This is a genomic window from Exiguobacterium sp. s191, assembly GCF_018618955.1.
GTDB classification, from domain to species: Bacteria; Bacillota; Bacilli; order Exiguobacteriales; family Exiguobacteriaceae; genus Exiguobacterium_A; species Exiguobacterium_A abrahamii.
In genome coordinates this window covers 12,872-34,230 of the sequence record NZ_JACSNC010000007.1, presented here as the reverse complement: position 1 = coordinate 34,230, position 21,359 = coordinate 12,872, and the positions used below count along the sequence as shown (strand labels likewise).

Annotated in this window: 19 protein-coding genes, 2 tRNA genes and 1 pseudogene; all 22 read left to right on the top strand. The window is 49.0% G+C overall.

What is annotated here, in order from left to right; all coding sequences use genetic code 11:
• The first annotated feature begins 30 nt into the window (after positions 1-30).
• The 22 genes and pseudogenes from metG (at position 31) to hpt (ending at position 21,340) form a co-directional block, all read left to right on the top strand.
• Positions 31-2,010, top strand: coding sequence for a methionine--tRNA ligase (gene metG / locus KNQ09_RS17145; protein WP_285801445.1), 1,980 nt, complete (start codon positions 31-33; stop codon positions 2,008-2,010).
• 59 nt (positions 2,011-2,069) lie between these two features.
• Positions 2,070-2,837, top strand: coding sequence for a TatD family hydrolase (locus tag KNQ09_RS17140; RefSeq protein WP_023466535.1), 768 nt, complete (start codon positions 2,070-2,072; stop codon positions 2,835-2,837).
• Positions 2,834-4,105: a 3D domain-containing protein gene (locus KNQ09_RS17575; RefSeq protein WP_214859128.1), complete on the top strand. Its 1,272-nt coding sequence runs from the start codon at positions 2,834-2,836 to the stop codon at positions 4,103-4,105. The genes KNQ09_RS17140 and KNQ09_RS17575 overlap by 4 nt, the downstream gene beginning before the upstream one ends.
• Before the next feature lie 66 nt (positions 4,106-4,171).
• The gene (gene rnmV, locus KNQ09_RS17130) at positions 4,172-4,729 is read left to right on the top strand and encodes a ribonuclease M5 (RefSeq protein WP_064301045.1); all 558 of its coding nucleotides are present in this window, start codon (positions 4,172-4,174) and stop codon (positions 4,727-4,729) included.
• A pseudogene (rsmA, locus tag KNQ09_RS17125) lies at positions 4,726-5,459 on the top strand (16S rRNA (adenine(1518)-N(6)/adenine(1519)-N(6))-dimethyltransferase RsmA). Before rnmV ends, rsmA begins: the two are co-directional and overlap by 4 nt.
• A gap of 84 nt (positions 5,460-5,543) precedes the next feature.
• Positions 5,544-5,783: a Veg family protein gene (locus tag KNQ09_RS17120; protein ID WP_012368950.1), complete on the top strand. Its 240-nt coding sequence runs from the start codon at positions 5,544-5,546 to the stop codon at positions 5,781-5,783.
• A gap of 95 nt (positions 5,784-5,878) precedes the next feature.
• Positions 5,879-6,739, top strand: coding sequence for a 4-(cytidine 5'-diphospho)-2-C-methyl-D-erythritol kinase (gene ispE, locus KNQ09_RS17115; protein WP_023466542.1), 861 nt, complete (start codon positions 5,879-5,881; stop codon positions 6,737-6,739).
• Between the two features lie 69 nt (positions 6,740-6,808).
• Positions 6,809-7,648, top strand: a complete 840-nt coding sequence (gene purR / locus KNQ09_RS17110; protein ID WP_023466544.1) for a pur operon repressor — start codon at positions 6,809-6,811, stop codon at positions 7,646-7,648.
• A 158-nt stretch (positions 7,649-7,806) separates the two neighbouring features.
• Positions 7,807-8,118: a septation regulator SpoVG gene (gene spoVG / locus KNQ09_RS17105; RefSeq protein ID WP_064301046.1), complete on the top strand. Its 312-nt coding sequence runs from the start codon at positions 7,807-7,809 to the stop codon at positions 8,116-8,118.
• Positions 8,119-8,285: 167 nt separating this feature from the next.
• Positions 8,286-9,635 carry a bifunctional UDP-N-acetylglucosamine diphosphorylase/glucosamine-1-phosphate N-acetyltransferase GlmU gene (glmU, locus tag KNQ09_RS17100; protein ID WP_214859127.1) on the top strand — a complete coding sequence of 450 codons (1,350 nt, stop codon included), beginning with the start codon at positions 8,286-8,288 and terminating at the stop codon, positions 9,633-9,635.
• Positions 9,636-9,690: 55 nt separating this feature from the next.
• Positions 9,691-10,647 (top strand): ribose-phosphate diphosphokinase, encoded by a 957-nt coding sequence (locus tag KNQ09_RS17095; RefSeq protein ID WP_012368955.1) that lies wholly within the window; start codon positions 9,691-9,693, stop codon positions 10,645-10,647.
• Positions 10,648-10,735: 88 nt separating this feature from the next.
• Complete coding sequence (gene pth, locus KNQ09_RS17090; protein WP_023466549.1) at positions 10,736-11,293, top strand: aminoacyl-tRNA hydrolase; 558 nt, start codon at positions 10,736-10,738, stop codon at positions 11,291-11,293.
• A 56-nt stretch (positions 11,294-11,349) separates the two neighbouring features.
• The gene (gene mfd / locus KNQ09_RS17085) at positions 11,350-14,865 is read left to right on the top strand and encodes a transcription-repair coupling factor (RefSeq protein ID WP_214859126.1); all 3,516 of its coding nucleotides are present in this window, start codon (positions 11,350-11,352) and stop codon (positions 14,863-14,865) included.
• The gene (locus KNQ09_RS17080) at positions 14,862-16,409 is read left to right on the top strand and encodes a putative polysaccharide biosynthesis protein (protein WP_214859125.1); all 1,548 of its coding nucleotides are present in this window, start codon (positions 14,862-14,864) and stop codon (positions 16,407-16,409) included. The genes mfd and KNQ09_RS17080 overlap by 4 nt, the downstream gene beginning before the upstream one ends.
• Positions 16,406-17,836 carry a bifunctional methyltransferase/pyrophosphohydrolase YabN gene (gene yabN / locus KNQ09_RS17075; protein WP_214859124.1) on the top strand — a complete coding sequence of 477 codons (1,431 nt, stop codon included), beginning with the start codon at positions 16,406-16,408 and terminating at the stop codon, positions 17,834-17,836. The genes KNQ09_RS17080 and yabN overlap by 4 nt, the downstream gene beginning before the upstream one ends.
• Positions 17,833-18,105, top strand: coding sequence for an RNA-binding S4 domain-containing protein (locus KNQ09_RS17070; RefSeq protein WP_023466556.1), 273 nt, complete (start codon positions 17,833-17,835; stop codon positions 18,103-18,105). The genes yabN and KNQ09_RS17070 overlap by 4 nt, the downstream gene beginning before the upstream one ends.
• Positions 18,106-18,171: 66 nt before the next feature.
• Positions 18,172-18,549, top strand: coding sequence for an FtsB family cell division protein (locus KNQ09_RS17065; protein WP_023466557.1), 378 nt, complete (start codon positions 18,172-18,174; stop codon positions 18,547-18,549).
• An 83-nt stretch (positions 18,550-18,632) separates the two neighbouring features.
• A complete protein-coding gene (locus tag KNQ09_RS17060; RefSeq protein ID WP_023466558.1) occupies positions 18,633-19,148 on the top strand; it encodes a S1 domain-containing RNA-binding protein in 516 nt (171 codons plus the stop codon).
• A 153-nt stretch (positions 19,149-19,301) separates the two neighbouring features.
• Positions 19,302-19,378, top strand: a tRNA-Met gene (locus KNQ09_RS17055).
• Positions 19,379-19,387: 9 nt separating this feature from the next.
• A tRNA-Glu gene (locus KNQ09_RS17050) sits at positions 19,388-19,459 on the top strand.
• A 69-nt stretch (positions 19,460-19,528) separates the two neighbouring features.
• Positions 19,529-20,761: a tRNA lysidine(34) synthetase TilS gene (gene tilS / locus KNQ09_RS17045; protein ID WP_214859123.1), complete on the top strand. Its 1,233-nt coding sequence runs from the start codon at positions 19,529-19,531 to the stop codon at positions 20,759-20,761.
• Between the two features lie 33 nt (positions 20,762-20,794).
• Positions 20,795-21,340, top strand: coding sequence for a hypoxanthine phosphoribosyltransferase (hpt, locus tag KNQ09_RS17040; RefSeq protein ID WP_023466560.1), 546 nt, complete (start codon positions 20,795-20,797; stop codon positions 21,338-21,340).
• Positions 21,341-21,359: the final 19 nt, after the last annotated feature.

The window sequence follows — 21,359 nt, the reverse complement described above, 5'->3', positions numbered from 1 at the left end:
CGTAACAGCGTATAATAGCCTATAATGAAGATGGAAATCAGAGAACGGAGGAATAACATGGCAAAGACATTTTATATCACGACCCCGATTTATTATCCAAGTGCAAAACTACATATCGGTCACGCGTACACGACGGTGGCTGGAGATGCGATGGCACGGTACAAACGACTTCAAGGATTCGACGTCCGGTATTTGACAGGTAGCGATGAGCACGGTCAAAAGATCCAGGAAAAAGCAGCAGAAGCAGGGATTTCGGAACAGGCATTCGTCGACGGTGTCGTCGAACAGATTAAAGTCTTATGGGATCGTCTCGACATTTCGTACGATGATTATATCCGGACGACAGAACCACGTCACAAGAAAGTCGTCGAAAAAGTGTTCGAGACACTTCTTGAATCGGGCGATATCTATTTAGGTGAATACGAAGGTTGGTATTCGATTCCGGATGAGACGTACTATACGGAATCACAACTCGTCGACGGGAAGAGCCCTGACAGTGGACACCCGGTCGAACTCGTTCGCGAAGAATGTTACTTCTTCCGGATCAGCAAGTACGCGGACCGTCTACTTGAGTACTTTGAAGCGAATCCGTCATTCATCTTGCCAGAATCACGTAAACATGAAATGATCAATAACTTCATTAAACCAGGTCTTCAAGACTTAGCGGTCTCACGGACGACATTCAACTGGGGTGTACAAGTCCCGTCGAATCCAAAACACGTCGTCTATGTCTGGATCGATGCGTTGACGAACTACATCTCGTCACTCGGATATGGTACGGACGATCACGGTAACTTCGATAAGTACTGGCCAGCAGATGTACATCTCGTCGGAAAAGAAATCGTTCGTTTCCACACGATCATCTGGCCGGCACTCTTGATGGCGCTTGACCTCCCATTACCGAAGAAAGTCTTCGCACATGGTTGGTTGTTGATGAAAGACGGAAAAATGTCGAAATCAAAAGGAAACGTCGTTGATCCGATTCCATTGACGGATCGCTACGGTCTCGATGCTCTTCGTTACTACCTCTTACGGGAAGTGCCATTCGGTTCGGACGGTATGTTCACACCTGAAGCATTCGTTGAGCGAATGAACTATGATTTAGCGAACGATCTCGGGAACTTACTCAACCGGACGATCGCGATGGTCACGAAATACTTTGATGGTGAGATCCCAGCCTATACAGGTAACGTGACACCGTTTGATGCGACACTGTCGGATCTTGCGAAAGAAACGGTCACGAAAGTCGAAGCATCGATGGAACATATGGAATTCTCTGTCGTGTTGTCAAACATTTGGCAATTGATCAGCCGTGCCAATAAATATATTGATGAGACACAACCGTGGGTGCTTGCAAAAGACGAATCCAAAACGGCGGAACTCGGTTCTGTCATGGTGCACCTCGTCGGCATCTTACGTCACGTAGCGATCATGTTGCAACCGTTCATGACGCGTTCACCCAAAGAGATCTTCGCGCAACTGGGTCTCTCTGGACAAGCGATGGACTGGGCAGCGCTCGAGAAATTCGCAGACATCACACCAGGAACAAAAGTCGGTACAGCGACACCGATTTTCCCACGTCTCGACGTCAAAGAAGAAGTCGAAGCAATCGTCGACATGATGCGTCAAGCTTCTGCAGCACGTGTTGAGGAAGAAGAAGTTGAAGAAGAAGACGAAGATATTCGTCCAGAAACGACGATCGATGTCTTTGACCAGATCGAATTACGTGTCGGTGAAGTCGTGACGGCTGAAAAAATCAAAAAGGCGAAAAAACTATTGAAGCTACAAGTCGATATGGGCAAAGAAACACGCCAAATCGTCTCTGGTATCGCTCAGTGGTATGAGCCGGAAGATTTAGTCGGACGAAAAGTCATCGTCGTAGCGAACTTAAAACCGGTCACGTTACGTGGCGAACTCTCACAAGGAATGGTCCTTGCTGCTGAAAAAGCAGGAAAACTTGAACTAGCGACGGTCCCGTCAACGATGGCGAACGGCGCAAGCGTAAAATAAAACCGATGCCTGTGGACTTCATGTCACAGGCATTTTTTTAAAGAAGGAGTCGAACAGCTATGTTAATCGATACACACACTCACTTGAATGCAGACCAATTTGCGGACGACGTCCACGAGACGATCGAGCGGGCACGCGCGAACGGTGTCTCACCGATGATCGTCGTCGGATTTGATCACAAGACGATTGATCGTGCGATGGAACTCGTTGAAGCGTACGATGATCTTTATGCGGTCATCGGCTGGCATCCCGTCGACTCGATTGATTTTGATGAGGAAGCGTACCAAAAGGTCGAACGGTTGATGGATCACGAAAAAGTCGTTGCGCTCGGAGAAATCGGACTCGACTATCACTGGGACACGTCACCGAAAGATGTGCAGCAGGAAGCTTTCCGCAAACAGATCCGTCTCGCGAAGCAGAAAAAGAAACCAATCGTCATCCATAACCGGGAAGCGACAGAAGATACGTTACGGATCCTTGAAGAAGAGGATGCAAAAGAAGTCGGCGGGATTCTGCATAGCTACAGCATGAGTGCTGAATTATTACCACGATGCCTGGCGATGAACTTCTACATTTCACTCGGAGGTCCCGTTACGTTCAAGAATGCGAAGATGCCGAAACGTGTTGCGCAGGAAGTCCCGCTCGATCGTCTACTCGTTGAGACGGATTGTCCGTACCTGACACCAACACCGCACCGCGGTAAACGCAACGAACCGGCTTACGTCCGATTCGTCGCCGAAGAGATCGCGCAGCTCCGTGGCATGATGTACGCTGACGTCGAAGCAGCGACGACGGAAAATGCAAAACGGGTCTTCCGTTTGCCATGATGCGTTCGTTGACGTTCATTACGATCGGGTGCAGCCTACTACTTGCGGCTGCACTCGTCTATGGGATGATGGATCATCCACAAACCGTGACTGTCTTGATTGATGGTCAAGAACAACAAATTGAAACGACAGCTGACTCTGTTTATGGAGCACTTGAAGAAGCCGGTATTACGACGCGTGACAATGATGTGATTGAACCGGCACTCAGTGCCGACCTGCCGGAAAAACGATTGATCGTCATTCAGCGGGCGAAAGAAATCACGCTGATCATGGGCTACGGTGAGTCCCGTCGCGTTCGAACGCAAGCACGCCAAGTGAAGGATTTGCTTGCAGAACGCGGCATCAAAAAAGCGGATACCGATGATATTTATCCGTCGTCTGACGCTGTGTTGACGAACGGAATGACGGTGCGGTACCGGGAAGCTTTTCCCGTTGATCTCGTCGTTGGTGGAAAAGCCCGACAAATCTACACGTATGAGACGTCAGTTCGGGAATTGTTAGCACGGGAAGGGATCCATCTGCAAAAGGAAGACCGGGTCGCTCCGGATCCCGATACCCGCGTGACGGAAGGGACGTTGATCACGGTCAACACGACACGTCGTGCGACGTTGACGCAGGAACAGCTCGTGCCGTTTGAGATCGAAGAAGTCGAGGATCCAACTTTACCGGAAGGCGAACAACTCGTGACGGCATCTGGTCGTCCAGGTGTCCGAACGAAAAAGTATCAATTAACGCTCGCTGACGGTCTCAGTAAAGAGAAAAAACTGATTGGTGATCAAGTGACACAGACACCTGTCAAACAAGTCGTCAAAGTCGGGACAAAACCAATCGAGACGCCTACTGAAGCACCCGTCTTTAACGAAGAACAGGCGACGAATCCACTAACGGAAACACCAAAAGCCGATGCAGACCTTGATTTTTCGAGTGCGAAGAGTTTGATGGTCGAAGCGACGGCGTATACGAACGACCCAGCTTCGAACGGCAGTCGTTTGTACAACGGACGTGCCTTGACCGCGACCGGGTATGACGTGACGGATACGATCACCTATCAAGGGATGCCGATCATCGCGGTTGATCCGAAAGTCATTCCGCTCGGAACGAAAGTCTACGTCGAAGGAGTGGGGCTTGCGATCGCTCTCGATACCGGTGGCGCCATCAAAGGCAATAAGATCGATGTCTTGGTCGACGGAGAACAAACAGCGAAGACGTTCGGTCGAAAACAACTGCAAGTTTGGGTCATTCCTAGTGCAACGGAAGCGGACACGTGACGCTTCCTTGTTTTTTTCGTGGAAACAGGTACAATTACGAGAGTGTTTGAAGAAGGTGGAGAGATCATGCGGAAACGCTTAAAAGAAGTCATCGTCGTCGAAGGACGAGATGATACGACACGATTACAAGAAGTCTTTGATGTCGATACAATTGAAACGAACGGCTCAGCCGTTAATGAACAAACGATGCAACGCATCGAGAAGGCACTGGAACGACGCGGTGTCATCATTTTCACGGATCCTGATTTTCCAGGAGATCGTATCCGTGCCCGAATCAATGAGCGCGTACCAGGCTGTAAACATGCCTATCTTCCGCGTGCTCAAGCAAAAGATAAACGAGGGAAAATCGGTGTAGAACATGCCTCACCTGCCGCAATCGAAGAGGCGCTCGCTGCTGTCTATGAGACGGAAGAAGCACCGATTGCTGAAGTGACACGTGAAATGATTCTAGCAGCCGATTTGATTGGTGGACCAGCAGCCTCGATCCGTCGTCGTCGTCTCGGTCAGATTCTTGCGATTGGTGAACCAAATGCAAAACAACTCGTCAAACGCGTCGCATCGATTCGGATCACGCGGGCGGAATGGGAAGCGGCGTTGAAACAATTAGAGGAGGAAGAAGTTTGAAAGACATTGCTACATTGCACCGGACGAAGGAAATTTTAGCGAAACATGGCTTTTCGTTTAAAAAATCGTCGCTCTTGAAATCGATCAGCGGTTGCTACCGATTCTTGACGATACACTTTCACCGTATCCTCATACAAAGGTCATTCACGGCGATGCTCTTGAACTTGATCTTTCGACGATCGTCGCAGAAGAGTTCACGCAAGAAGGCATCACTGATATTGCCGTCGTCGCGAACCTCCCGTATTACGTCACGACACCAATCATCATGAGGATTCTCGAAGCGAAAGCACCGTTTCGGACGCTCGTCATGATGATTCAAAAGGAAGTCGCTGAACGAATCGGTGCAAAACCGGGCACGAAAGCATACGGTTCTCTATCGATCGCGATTCAGTATTATGCGGAAGCTGAAGTCTGCTTCACGGTTCCAAAACAAGTCTTCATTCCGGCACCAAATGTCGATTCAGCAGTCATCCGTTTGAACATTCGAAAAGAGCCGGCGGTACAGACACAGGATGAGGCATTATTCTTCGAAATCGTCCGAGCAAGTTTTGCACAACGCCGGAAAACGATTTTGAACAACTTGACGACACACTTCGGGAAGACGGAAAAGGCGGCGGTCGAAGCGGCATTGTTGGAAGCTGGAATCGAACCACGTCGTCGCGGAGAAACGCTCAGCCTGCAGGAATTCGCACAGTTAGCGGATGCACTTTTGCCAATTAAAAAACGTTGACGGATACGATTAGAACAGATATAATATTTCCCCTTTCTAATATTTATTTAATATGCTATAATAAATATTAGTGAGGTGAAGCGTATGCCAAAGACGTTGAACGAAATCAGACATGTTTTCGAAACACATGTTGGTGAAAGACTGACGCTAAAAGCAAGCGGCGGTCGTAAAAAGGTCGTAACCCGAATCGGAACGCTCGTTGAGACGTATCCTTCGGTGTTTGTAGTCAAGCTAGACGCAGAGCGCCACAATGTCGAGCGAGTTTCTTATAGCTACGCCGACGTGCTAACAGACTCCGTACAAATCGAATTTGCGAATTCGTAAACTTACCTTCCGAAGCGGACAAAATGTTCGCTTCTTTTTTTGTGGAAAGGTTGATACAATTCCTACAGGAAACGAACTAGAGGAGGAACGGCACGATGACGATTATTGTAAAGGCTCCGGCCAAGATCAACCTAGTCCTGGATGCGACAGCAAAGCGCCCGGACGGCTATCACGATGTACATATGGTGATGACGACAGTCGATTTGGCAGACCGTCTAGAATTGACGGAGCTGCCGTCAGGAGAAATTCGAATGAATGCCCAGCATGCTTACGTTCCGAACGACGAACGTAATCTTGCGTATAAAGCAGCAGCGATCTTAAAAGAAAAATACGACGTCAAGACAGGGGTCGAAATCTTCTTAGAAAAACACATCCCGGTCGCAGCGGGACTTGCAGGTGGTTCTAGTGACGCAGCAGCGACATTACGTGGTTTGAACGAGTTATGGCAACTCGGTTTGACGCTTGAAGAGTTGGCGGAAGTCGGGGCAGCGGTTGGCTCTGACGTCCCATTTTGTGTCATGGGAGGAACGGCGATTGCAACGGGTCGCGGAGAGAAGCTAGAAAAACTTGTCTCACCACCCCCATGCTGGGTCGTTCTTGCTAAACCGACGATTGGTGTCTCGACGGCTGACGTCTATGGTGCCCTTGACTTGAACACGGCAAAACGTCCGAACGTCGAAGCGATGATCGATGCGGTGAAGGCGCAAGATTTCCAAGGCATTTGCCAGTCACTCGGTAATGTTCTCGAATCGGTCACGTTGCCGATGCACCCGGAAGTCGAGCAGATCAAGGAATTCATGGCGAGTTGTGGCGCAGAAGGCGTCTTGATGAGCGGAAGTGGTCCGACGGTCTTTGCGTTGACGGAACACGAGAATCGGGCACAACGTCTCTATAATGGATTACGCGGCTTTTGTAACGAAGTCTACGTCGTTCGTCTTTTAGGCGAAAACCATTGATAATATCCGTATGAAAATGATATATTCACTATTGAATATTCGGAATTACGGAGAGGTGGAACAAAACAAATGAAAATTCGGAGAAGTGGTCGATTGGTCGACATGACGCGGTACTTGCTTGACCATCCCCATCATCTCGTCTCATTGACGATTTTTGCAGAACGCTATAAATCGGCGAAATCGTCGATCAGTGAAGATTTAGATATCGTCAGCGAGATGTTAGAGCATGAGGGAACGGGTCGTCTCGTCACGGTACCAGGTGCTGCGGGTGGCGTCATGTTCATCCCGACGTGGAGCAGTAAGAAGGCGTTACCGTTCATCGACGATCTATGTGAGCGTGTCGCACGTCCAGATCGACTGTTGCCAGGGGGATACCTTTATTTGACGGACTTACTCGGGGATCCGAAGATGGTCAAACAAATGGGGCAAGTTTTTGCATCTGTCTTTAGCCAAAAGAAAGTCGATGTCGTCATGACAATCGCGACGAAAGGGATTCCACTTGCTTATGCGGTCGCTGAGCAACTGGGTGTGCCGTTCGTCATCGTGCGTTCGGATAGTCGCGTGACAGAAGGTTCAACGGTCAGTATCAACTATGTCTCAGGTTCTTCAAAAGCGATTCGGACGATGGCACTTGCGCGCCGGAGTTTACCACGTGGGGCGAACGTCTTATTGATCGATGACTTCATGAAAGCCGGCGGAACGATTCGCGGAATGATGAGTCTCTTGAGCGAGTTCGAAGCAAAGGTCGCAGGTGTGGGTGTCTTGATCGAGGCAGAGGGTGCCGAGAAGAAGATGGTCAACGAATACGTCAGCTTAATGAAATTAGCGGACGTCGACGTCGATCTTGGTCAAATTCAAGTCAAGCGTGGAAACGTCGATCACTATTTCTCGGAAGCAGAGACTACCTGAAATTGACAGCCGCATGGATTGTAACTATACTGTAATTATCAAACTTTTGGAAATTATGCGTAAAAAGATTGGGAAAGACTAAACCTTTGTTTGTTTTAAGCCGTAAGTAGAAGTAGACAACGAAGAGTTGTGACAACGGTTAAAGGGGTGCGGACAAAATGAACGTTACGGACGTTAAAATTCGTCGCGTCGTGGCAGAGGGTCGAATGAAAGCACTTGCCTCTATTACGCTCGACCACGAATTCGTGGTACATGATTTGCGTGTGATCGAAGGGAACAGTGGTCTCTTCGTCGCCATGCCAAGCAAACGAACGCAAGAAGGTATCTTCCGGGATGTCGCTCATCCAATCAATGCATTAATGCGAAAAAAGGTCGAAGATTCAGTACTCGAAGCCTATGCGGCACGTGAGGATCAAGAAGAAGGTCTCGGTTACGAAGTCTCTTCTGCCCAAACTACAGATCAAGCATAAGAAAAAGACAGGTTTTCTCTTCTTGGGAAAACCTGTCTTTTTTCTCGTTTTTTCCTCGATTCCGCTTCGTCCCATCATTGAATAACGATGCCATTTTCGTTATAGTTGGAACGAGTGTACTATTTCAGAACGAAATCAACACTAATTTACGTGGAGGAGCGACAAGGATGAATCATTTCGCGGTAATTCTAGCAGCGGGTAAAGGAACTCGGATGAAATCGAAGCTTTACAAAGTACTTCACCCAGTCGCTGGGAAACCTATGGTACAGCACGTCGTCGATCAATTAGCGACGCTCGGCGTCAAGCGACAGGTCGTCATCGTCGGTCACGGTGCGGAATCCGTCAAAGAAGTGCTTGGCACATCGGTGGAATACGCACTTCAAAGTGAGCAGCTTGGCACAGGTCATGCTGTTCAAATGGCAGAACCCGTACTCGGGAACGAACAGGGAGCAACACTCGTCGTCTGTGGCGATACACCACTCTTGACGAGCGAGACACTGTCTTCATTGTTACAACATCATACGGATACGAACGCAAAAGTGACTGTCTTGACGGCACTCGCTGACGATCCGACAGGTTACGGACGAATCGTGCGTGGCGAAGATGGAAACGTCTCGAAAATCGTTGAGCATAAGGATGCGAATGCAGAAGAGCTTGCACTTCGGGAAATCAATACCGGTACGTATGTATTTGATAACGAGATGTTGTTCGCGACGCTGAAGCAGGTCAAGAACGATAACGCGCAAGGTGAGTATTACTTACCAGATGTGATTGAGATTGCAAAAGCAGCAGGCGAAACAATCGCAGCGTACGCGGCACCTACGTTCGAAGAGACAATCGGTGTCAACGATCGCGTCGCACTTGCGCAAGCGGAAACATCGATGCGTAAGCGGACGAACGAGTACTGGATGCGTCAGGGTGTCACATTCGTTGACCCGTCTTCGACGTATATCGGACCGGACGTCACGATTGGTTCAGATACTGTTCTTTATCCGGGAACGCAATTACTCGGTCACACGGTCATTGGTTCAGAATGTACGATTGGTCCGAATTCGGATATCCGCAATAGTGAAGTGGCAGATGGTGCCATTGTTCGTCAATCCGTCGTCACGGATAGCAAGATTGGTCCGGCGGCACAAGTCGGTCCATTCGCGCATTTACGTCAGCAAGCGGTTCTCGGTGCGAACACACGCGTCGGAAACTTCGTTGAGATCAAAAAATCAACATTTGGCGAAGGTAGCAAATCAGCCCACCTGAGCTATGTCGGAGATGCGACGATCGGAGAGAACGTCAACCTCGGTTGTGGATCAATCACGGTCAACTACGATGGGAAAAATAAATTCCAGACGATCATTGAGGACGATGCCTTCATCGGCTGTAACGTCAACTTGATCGCACCGGTCACGGTCGGCAAGAATGCCCTTGTTGCTGCCGGATCAACCGTCACGGATGATGTGCCGGAAAACGGTCTCGCGATCGCACGGGAACGTCAAACGACGAAACCCGATTATCGTTAATTCATTACTTGTCGCTCTACTCGTCTAAACCCAAACAAATGGAGGCCACCTACACATGTCTACTGTCTTAGAACATGAAATTCGTATTTTCGCACTCAACTCGAACAAACCACTGGCAGAGGAAATCGCTAAAGTCATCGGAATCCCGGTCAGCGAAAGTTCAGTCAAACACTTCAGTGATGGCGAAATTTCGATGAACATCGAAGAAAGTGTCCGAGGGGATGATATTTACATCATTCAATCGACAAGCCAACCAGTCAACGAAAACCTGATGGAACTTCTCATCATGATCGATGCACTGAAACGGGCGTCTGCACGGACAATCAACGTCGTCATTCCATATTACGGTTATGCGCGTCAAGACCGCAAAGCACGTTCACGTGAGCCAATCACGGCGAAACTCGTTGCGAACTTGCTTGAAGTAGCAGGGGCGACACGCGTCGTGACGATGGATCTCCATGCAGCACAAATCCAAGGGTTCTTCGATATTCCAGTAGATCAATTGATGGGTGTACCGCTTCTCGCTTCATACTTCGAGAAAAAGAACATCGATCCAAACGAACTCGTCATCGTTTCTCCAGACCATGGCGGTGTCACACGGGCACGTAAATTAGCAGAACAATTAAAAGCACCGATCGCGATCATCGACAAACGCCGTCCGAAACCGAACGTCGCAGAAGTCATGAATATCGTCGGTCAAGTCGATGGCAAGATTGCCATCATCATCGATGACATCATCGATACAGCGGGTACGATCACACTTGCAGCGAACGCTTTGATCGAAAACGGAGCGAAACAAGTCTATGCATGTTGTACACACCCTGTTCTTTCGGGTCCAGCAATGGAGCGAATCGAGAACTCAGCGATCGAAGAACTCGTCGTCTTGAACACGATCGACTTGACACAACGCGAATGTGCAAGCAAAATCAAACAAATCTCTGTGGCACGCTTGCTTGCAGAAGCAATCATCCGTGTACACGAACAGAAATCAATCAGCCCGCTCTTCAGCTGATTGCTTGATGCATACGAACGACGTGGTCCGGTTTATTGAAATCGGACCCTTGTTCGTTTACTTTTTTAAATAGAAATGAGGAATCGATATGAAATGTATCGTCGGATTAGGGAATCCTGGAGCGAAGTATGCGAACACGCGCCACAACATCGGTTTTCTTGCGATTGATGCCTTAGCGGAGAAGCACGGGATCAAGCTTTCAGAATCGAAGTTTAAAGCCCTCTTCGGAACGGGAATGATAAACGGAGAACGTGTCGTGCTCGTCAAGCCATTGACGTATATGAACTTATCAGGTGAAGCGGTGCGACCGTTACTTGATTTCTATAAAATCGCGGTCGAAGATGTGCTCGTCATCTATGACGATCTGGACTTGCCGCTTGAGAAACTACGGTTGCGTTCAAAAGGTAGTGCAGGCGGTCATAACGGCGTCAAGTCGTTGATCCAGCACCTCGGTACGCAGGAGATCAAGCGCCTTAAGCTCGGCGTCGGTCGACCACCGGCACCCATCCAAGTCATTGACTGGGTGTTAATGAATTTTTCGAAGGCGGAGCAAGGAAGTCTGCAACACGTACTCAATGCGTCTGTCGATGTAGCGACGGACTTCATAGACACACCGTTTCTCGCTTTGATGAATCGGTATAACTGAACGCAACGCTTTGGGGTTCCAAAGCGTTTTTGCTGTCGTGTTTTAGGAGGAAGAAGATGAAACAATTACAAGAACTCTTACTAGCGATTCCTGAAATCAAGACGGTTCGGGAACGTTTCCGGGACGGTGTCAACGCTCAGTTGATCACCGGTCTGATGAACAGTGGGAAAGCATTGTTCGTAGCCGGGATTTATCAGGAGACGAAACGTCGATTCGTACTCGTGACACATAATATGTTCCAAGCACAAAAACTGTACGATGATTTGATTGAACTCGTACCGGAAGAAGACGTCATGCTCTATCCGGTCGATGAGACGTTAGCAGCAGAACTTTCTTATGGCGCAAGTCCAGAACTGCGGGCGACGCGGATCGAGACCCGTCATCGTTTACTGACGACGGATGACGGAATTTTGATCATTCCGCTCGTCGGTTTACGTCGATATGTTCCGGATGCACAGACATTCCTGTCACACGTCAAACAAGTGAAGCCGGGCGACATCTTATCGATTCCGGACTTCGTCCAAGATTTAGTCGATGCGGGGTACGAACGGACAGCGACCGTGACGACGCCCGGTGAGTTTGCTGTTCGCGGAAGTATCATCGATATTTATCCGCTCACGGTCGAACGCCCGTACCGGCTCGATCTATTCGACGAGGAAGTCGACTCGATCTATACATTCGATGCGGAGACCCAACGTTCGCTCGGTGTCGTCGCAGAAGCATGTTTGATGCCAGCAGCGGAACACTTCGCGACGAAGGATCAGTTGAAGGACGCGGGTGAAAAAGTCCGTCGTCTTTATGAGGCGACGAAAGAGCGCGTCCAAAGTACGGAGGTCCTCGCGGCACTTGAAGAGGGAATCGCCTATGACGTCGAGTTGTTAGAAAACGGCGATCGTCCGAAACAGTTCGCGAAGTATGCACCGATCCTCTACACGTCGACGCTACGTCAAGACGTGAGGGGAAGCGTCTTGGTCGTCGATGAAGTCGCACGGGTCGAAGAAGCGGCGGAAGTCCAGGATGCAGAGGAAGCAGAATGGATGGCGTCTCTCATTGAACGCGGACAAAGTGTCAGTGATTACGTCCTGTCCGTTCCGATGGCACATGTCTTTGAAGGACAGCCCTTGTTGTACCTCTCGCTCTTACCGACTCGCCGGAGTGGAGTACCAGAAAGTGCGGCAATCCATTTCAGCATCAAACCGATTGCACCGTTCCATGGTCAGATGGAACGCCTGAAGCAAGAAGTCGAGCGATATCGTCGCGCGGACATGTGGATGGTCTTCTTAGCGAGTAACCGAGAACGTGCCGAGCGGATGCGTCAGACGTTGTCCGACTATGGGGTCGAAGCGTCGATCGTAACAAAAGAAGGCATCACTCGTGGTCAACCCGCGATTCTGATTGGCGGAATCCATGGTGGATTCGAGATGACGAATGCGCGCCTCGTCGTCATCACGGAAGAAGAAGTCTTCAAGCAACCGGCGCGTCGCCGGAAGCAAACGACGAAGCTGACGAACGCTGAACGGATCAAGAGTTACCAAGAATTGAAGACAGGCGATTACGTCGTCCATATTCATCACGGGATTGGGCGGTACCACGGCATCAAGACGATTGATGTAGCCGGTAATCATCAGGATTATCTCCATCTCGTTTACGCGGGAGAGGACTCGTTGTATGTTCCTGTCGATCAGATCGACTTGATTCAAAAGTATGTCGGCGCTGAAGGAAAAGAGCCGAAGATCTATAAACTCGGTGGAACGGAATGGAAAAAGGTCAAAGCGAAGGTCCAAAAATCGGTCGAGGATATCGCTGACGAATTAATCAAGCTTTATGCGGCTCGCGAGGCTGCCGTCGGTTTTGCGTTCCCAGAGGACGACGATAACATGCAAGCATTCGAGGCTTCGTTCCCGTATGAGGAAACGGTCGATCAATTGCGATCGATTGCTGAAATCAAGAAGGATATGGAACGTCCGCGTCCGATGGATCGTCTATTATGTGGCGACGTCGGGTATGGGAAAACGGAAGTTGCGATTCGAGCGGCGTTCAAAGCGGTCATGTCTGGAAAACAAGTCGCGTTACTCGTACCGACGACCGTCCTTGCGCAACAACACTACGAAACGATGCTTGAGCGATTCAGTGAATGGCCGATTCGTGTGTCGGTCATGAGCCGGTTCCGTTCGCCAGCAGAATTAAAGGCGACGAAACAAGGATTGAAAGAGGGAACGATCGATGTCGTCGTCGGGACACACCGTGTGCTGTCGAAAGACGTTCAGTTCGCTGATATCGGATTGTTGATCATTGATGAAGAGCAACGATTCGGCGTGAAACACAAAGAGCGTCTGAAACAGTTGAAGACGAACGTTGACGTCTTGACGTTGACGGCGACACCGATTCCACGGACATTGCACATGTCGATGATTGGGATCCGCGATCTCTCGGTCCTTGAGACCCCACCTGAAAACCGCTATCCGGTCCAGACGTATGTCATGGAATACGACGGAATCGTCATGCGAGAAGCACTTGAACGAGAACTTGGGCGGGGTGGACAAGCGTTCTTCCTGTATAACCGGGTCGAAGGCATCGAGCGAAAGGCAGAAGAGATTCGCGCGCTCGTACCGGAAGCACGGATTGTCACGGCGCACGGTCGGATGACGGAAACCGAACTCGAGAGTCAGTTGATCGCGTTCTTCGAAGGGGACGCGGATGTTCTTGTCAGTACGACGATCATCGAGACAGGAATCGACATTCCGAACGTCAATACGTTGATCGTTCATGACGCGGATCAAATGGGCTTATCGCAGCTGTATCAATTGCGCGGTCGTGTTGGTCGATCAAGTCGCGTTGCTTATTCGTACTTTACGTACCGTCCGCAAAAACGATTGACGGAAGTAGCAGAAAGTCGTCTACAGGCGATCAAGGAATTCACGGAGCTCGGTAGCGGCTTTAAGATCGCGATGCGCGACTTATCGATTCGTGGTGCCGGGAACTTACTCGGTTCCCAACAATCGGGCTTCATCGACTCCGTCGGTTTCGATCTTTATTCGCAGATGCTCGCAGAAGCGGTTGAAGAACGCAAAGAACGGATGAAAGGGAAAAAACGCGTCCAGAAATTCGTACCTGAGTTCACGTTCAGTCTTGATGCGTATATTCCATCACACTACATGACGGACTCCGAGCTGAAAATCGAGTTTTATAAACGTTTGAAATATGTCGATACCGTCGATAGTCTCGAACAACTTGAAACAGAGATGCTCGAACGATTCGGTGAGTTCCCTGATGAGGTTGCTCGTTTGATCCAATTAACGCGGATGCGGATTTTTGCTGAACGAGCGCGTGTCGAGCGCGTCAAACAAACTGATCCGAAAATCGAGATCGTCTTGTCGCTTCAAGCAACACAGCAGCTTGACGTGGCGGACTTCGTTAAATGGACCGTTCCGCTTGGACGTGGTCTAGGGATGGGACAACAAGAACAGAAACTCGTCTTGACCCTGAACCGGAATAAACAGTCGACGCAACAGATGACGATGCAAGCAGAACAGTTGCTAGCAGAGCTTGATCGTCGGCTCGTCGCACGATGAATAGACGAACGATTGCGCAAGGCGCAGCACTGCTTGCGATCTCTAGTTATATCTCGAAACTGCTCAGCTTCTTTTACCGGATTCCGTATCAGAACCTTGCTGGTGATTTCGGATTGTATGTCTATCAGACGGTCTATCCCTTATTCGCGATAGCGGCAGCGCTTGGAATTTATGCGCTGCCCGTCATCGTGGCGAAGTTGACGCTTCACCACCCAGATGAGAAACGGGAAGTCCTTTGGTCGATTTTTTATGTCTTACTTGCGATGACGGTCTTTTTTGGTCTGCTCGGATGGTGGATTGCCCCGACACTCGCGGGCTGGTTTGGGGACGACAAACTCGTTGTTCCGTTGCGAGCTGTCACGTGTACATTTTATTTACTACCGGTGATTGCCGTTCTTAGAGGCATGTTTCAAGCAGATCTCGAGATGCGACCGACGGCTGTATCCCAAGTCTCTGAAAATACCGTCCGTGTCGGACTCTTGTTGCTCGTGACCTATATCGGCGTCTCGATGCAGGCGGACCCTTACTGGATTGGTGCCAGTGCCCATCTGACAGCGATTGGCGGCAGCATCGTTTCGTTATTCGTCCTATTACGTTTTGCGAAAGGGAAGATCGGTCGCCCTGTGTTTTCAGGTATTCACGTACGACGAGTCGGGAAAGTGCTCGTGACAAGCGGGGTGGCGGTCAGTATCGCCTCACTTGCTTTATTGCTGATGCAATTGATCGATGGATTGACGTTCGTCAATCTACTTGGTAATACGACGGAGACGAAAATTGAAAAAGGGGTGCTAGACCGTGGGTATCCGTTACTGCAATTCGCGATTCTCTTTGCGACATCGATGAGTCTTGCGAGTGTTCCGTCCTTATCAACCGCATATCGAAAGCATGATCCGCAGATGATGCGTCAACAACTCGAGACATTACTCCGTTCCGGTCTGTTGATTGCCGCTGCAGCGACAATCGGACTAATGGGTGTGATGCGTCCGCTCAATATTGCGTTATATCAAGATGACCAGGGAACAGCAGGGTTGATTTGGCTCGCGGCGACGGCATTTGCCGCTTCGATTGCGATGATGATCATCTCTTGTCTCCAGTCGGTCGATGCTGAAAAATATGCGCTCGTTGGTGTTCTTGTCGGATTAGGGGCGAAGCTCGTTCTGAATCTCTATTTCATTCCCCGATATGGTATGATCGGGGCGGGTATGGCGACATTTGGCGGTTTTGCCGTCATGGCGACAGCACAATGGATTTTATTGAACCGGAAGTTCGGTCGCGTATCGGCAGGAAACGCGTTCTACCGACGACTGGTCTTACCTGTGTTCGCCATGAGTGTGTTTCTGTATCTGATCGAAACGTTCTTCCAGCTGTTTAAGCTTGAGACACGAATCGGTGCGGCACTCGAAGTCGGCGTCCTTGTCATCGGTGGTGCCATCATTTATGGCAGTATGGCATTACGCGTCCGTGCATTAACAGAACAAGAGTGGGCGCTATTGCCTTTAGGAGATAAGTTATATCAGATGTACCAACGTAGGAGGAGTATATGACACACCGAATCACGATCGTCGGCCTTGGCGTCGGCGAACTCGAACAATTGCCGTTTGGCATCTATCGATTATTAAAAAACACGACACAGCCTGTCTATTTACGGACAATTGATCATCCAGTCGTTTCAGAACTCGCAGCAGAGGGAATGAACTTTACATCATTTGACTCGGTTTACGAACGACATAGTCGGTTTGAAGACGTATACACAGAAATCGTTGAGGAATTGCTTCGCCTCTCAAAGACGACGGACATCATCTATGCCGTCCCAGGTCATCCACTGGTCGCTGAGAGTACCGTCCAACAGTTATTAGAGCGGACAGACGCGATCGACGTTGTAGGCGGACAAAGTTTTCTTGATCCGATGTTCGCGGCGCTTGGCGTGGATCCGATTGAAGGATTCCAGTTGCTTGATGCGACGGCGTTTGCCGTCGATGAAGCACAGATCCGTCAACATCTGCTGATTGGACAAGTCTATGATGCGCTCGTCGCCGGTGATTTAAAGGTTCAGCTGATGGAACGTTATCCGGACGAACATTTGGTCACTCTTGTCACGGCAGCGGGGACAAGCAAACAAACCGTCCAAAGCGTGCCGTTGTATGAACTCGATCATGTGACGACGCTTAGTAACTTGACGACAGTTTATGTTCCGCCTGTCACGGATGAGCAGACGTTGAACCGTGACTTCGCGACGTTAAAAGAAATCATCGCGCGATTACGCGGTGAAGGTGGTTGTCCATGGGATCAAGAGCAGACGCATGAGTCCTTAAAACGTCATTTAATCGAAGAATCTTACGAATTACTGGAAGCAATCGACCTTCAGGACGATAACTTAATGATAGAAGAGCTAGGAGACGTCCTCTTACAGGTCATGCTCCACGCACAAATTGGTCTAGATGAAGGGTATTTTGATATTCGAGACGTCATCGGAAGTGTCAGTGATAAGATGATTCGTCGCCATCCACATGTCTTCGGGGAAGCGACTGTCGATTCTTCAGCAGACGTCGTTTCGAACTGGCAAGACATCAAAGCACAAGAAAAACCGGAGCGGACTTCCTTGCTCGATGGCGTGACGAAAGGAGCACCTGCCTTGATGCGCGCAGAAGATATTCAAAAGAAAGTGGCGAAAGTCGGTTTTGAATGGAGTGACGTCGAGGGTGCACTTGAAAAAGTAATCGAAGAGTTACGTGAATTGAAGGAAGCCACACCAGAAGAACGACTAGGTGAATTCGGAGACGTTCTATTTTCGATGACGCTCGTCGGAAAATATCTTGGTCTCTCGGCAGAAGAGGGGCTACAACAGACGAATGATAAATTCATCCGTCGCTTTACGCGAATGGAACAACTAGCGGACCGACCGCTCGTTGAGATGACGCTTGAAGAGCAAGATTCACTCTGGCATCAAGCGAAGCAGGAGGAACAGTCATGAGACTTGATAAATTTTTAAAAGTATCGCGTCTGATCAAACGACGGACGCTTGCCAAAGAAGTAGCCGATCAAGGTCGCATCACGATCAATGGTAATGTGGCGAAAGCAAGTAGCACGGTAGCAGCAGGTGATGAGATGACGATCCGGTTCGGAAACAAGATCGTCACAGTTGCGATTTCGAGCATTAAAGAACATGCCAAAAAAGAAGAAGCGTCTGATATGTATGAGATCATCCGTGAAGAAAAGGTGAATTCCGAAGAATCGATGTAATTTACCTGAAAAAGGAAGTATACTAAAGAGTGTCAGGGATGACCACTCAGAAAGAGGAGGGATGATATGCCAACACCGCTCGAATCAGGGCGTCCAGCGCCAAAGATCAAGCCGCTCAATGACCGTAAGAAGCAGTTGAGTCAGAATGCCATCGAAAACCGTCGACGCCTCAAAAATCGCTTTTTCTTGTGTCTGACCGTCTTTTTGCTCATCTTTTCCCTCATGGGGTGGTCATACATGGAAAAACGACAATTGATCGCTGAACAAAAACAGTCGTTTCAAGTCGCTGAACAGGAGCAGACGAAAGCAAAAAAAGAGACCGCCCGTCTGAAGGAAGAAATCAATCGTCTCAATGATAAAGAGTATGTAGCGAACTTAGCTCGGAGCGAGTTGCTCTATTCGAAAAAAGGGGAAACGATCTTCTACTTTTCACCGGAAGACTAATTGAAGGTTGCCGATTGATTGAAAAAAGAATGAATCACTCGTATAATAAGAAACGAATCAACTAAAAAGGAGCAATACAATTTATGTCGATTGAAGTAGGCAGCAAAGTGCAAGGGAAAGTAACAGGCATCACGAATTTCGGAGCGTTCGTTGAGTTACCAACAGGGAAAACTGGTCTTGTTCACATCAGTGAAGTGGCAGATTCTTACGTTAAAGACATCAATGATGTGTTGACGGTTGGTCAAGAAATCACCGTCAAAGTCTTAAGTGTTGAAAACGATGGTAAGATCGGTCTTTCCATCAAAAAAGCCGTCGATCGTCCAGAAGGCGAACGTCCTCGTCCTGCACGTCAGTTCGACCGTGGACCACGTCCAGCAGGACAAGATCGTGGACCACGTTCGTTCGATAACAAAGGACCACGTGGAGGCGGTAACCGTGGAGGATTCAACAAAGGCGGCCGTGGTACACCACCACCGCGCAAAGAACAATCGTTCGATACGCTGATGTCTAGTTTCCTGAAAGATAGTGAAGATCGTCTTGCTACATTGAAACGTCAAACGGATTCAAAACGTGGCGGACGCGGCGCAAAACGTCAATAACTTGCTGACCTGTTCTTTATAAGAATAGAGATGGAATGACGCCGTTCATTCCATCTTTTATTTTTTTGAAATTATTTTTAGAAAAAGCGTTGACTTTCATTTGACCTGCCCGTATTATAGAAAATGTGCTTAAGACGCACGAGTTAAAAATATGGCGGTGTAGCTCAGCTGGCTAGAGCGTACGGTTCATACCCGTGAGGTCGTGGGTTCGACTCCCTCCGCCGCTACCATATTTTTTTGGCCCGTTGGTCAAGCGGTTAAGACACCGCCCTTTCACGGCGGTAACACGGGTTCGAATCCCGTACGGGTCATTCTCAAAAGCTATCTCTATTATATAGAGATAGCTTTTTTTAGGTTTTAACGGAAAGGGGGAAGTCGCTATGGAAGGTGTGCCGTTCGAACCACTTTTAGTAGGTGTTTCGGGAGGTTGTGATTCAATGGTACTCGTCGATCGGTTGTACAAAGAGGGCTACGATATCGCGATTGCGCATGTGCATCATGGATTACGAGAGGCGTCCGACGAAGAAGCACGCTTTATTAAGGAGTGGGCAACGGCCCGAAAGATATCTTTTTTCATGACGCGTTTAGAATGGATAGGACGTACGAGCTCTCAAGCAGCTTGTCGCGAAGAGAGATATGCGTTTTTTGAACGAATCATGGAAGAGACCGGGCGCTCGCGTCTGATTCTCGCCCATCATCAAGACGATCAAATTGAGACGCTACTCATTCAGCTCATTCGTGGAGAAGCGCAGGTTGATGGTATTCCCGTCGTTCGTCCGTTTGGTAACGGTTGGTTGCATCGACCGTTGCTACATGAATCGAAGCAAACATTACGCGAGTATGCGTTGCAACATGAAGTTCCGTGGCGAGAAGATGCGTCAAATGCAGAAACTACTTATTTGCGTAATCAAATCCGGCATACGATTGTGCCGCCACTTCGAGAAATGCGGCCAGAGTTTGAACAAGCAACAGCAGCGGCAGCACATGCGCGACAGCAAATCATGCGTGAGCAGGCGACATTCGTCGCGACCTATCTCGACCGGTGTAAGGAAGCGAACGGAATTCCGGTAGCACGTATTTTAGAATTACCGACGGATTTACAGCGGCTTGTCTTGCCGACACTAACGGGAGAAACGTTTTCTTCAGAAACGATTCGTCACTTCATCATGTGGCTTCGGGTGGATAAGGGCTCGGACGAAGTGTATTATGGAAACTGGAGGATGCGACGTGCATATGGCTTTTTGATGCAGGATCGTGTGATACGGTCAATGAATGACGATTTACCGTTTCAAGTAGGGGAGAATTTGGGAACGTATCATTATGGTGAACAAATGGTTCGCTTCTCAATCGGAAACCAAGGTATCCCGCTGGACGCGATTACGTTCCCGTTGACGGTGCGTCCGCCACGTCCAGGAGATCGGATTCAGCTTGCTGTGGGTTCGAAAAAAGTCAGTCGAATTCTGATTGATGCTAAGGTTCCACGTTATCTCCGAGAACAGGTTCCGGTCGTCGTCGATGCAAATGGAGTGATTTTAGCCGTCATTGGACATCGAATTGCAATATTCGGGTCATTTGAACTCCTCGCAAAATCTTATTTAATGATAGAATGGTAATGTAGTGTTTATTATGGAGGAGGAATACCTAGCATGACCTTGATGAACGATATGGAAAAAGTACTGATTTCAGAAGAAGAGATCCAAAATAAAGTGGGCGAACTCGCCGGCGAATTGACAGCGGATTATCACGATCGTTTTCCGTTGCTTGTGTGTGTCTTAAAAGGCGCAATGCCGTTCATGTCTGATCTTGTCAAAAAGATGGATATGCACCTTGAAATGGACTTCATGGACGTTTCAACGTATCACGGTGGGACAACATCAACAGGTGAAGTCAAGATTGAAAAAGATTTGAACACATCGGTAGAAGGACGCGACATCTTGATTGTCGAAGATATCATCGACAGCGGATTGACGCTTGGCTACCTCGTCGACCTCTTCAAGTACCGGAAAGCGAAGTCCGTTAAGATCGTGACGTTGCTCGACAAACCAACAGGACGGAAGAATGACTTGCACGCAGATTACAGCGGCTTCGTCATTCCACACGAATTCGTCGTCGGTTATGGTCTGGATTACGAAGAGAAATACCGTAACCTTCCGTATGTAGGTGTCTTGAAACCTGCAGTCTACGGCGGCTAATTATTTTTAATCTCGTCTG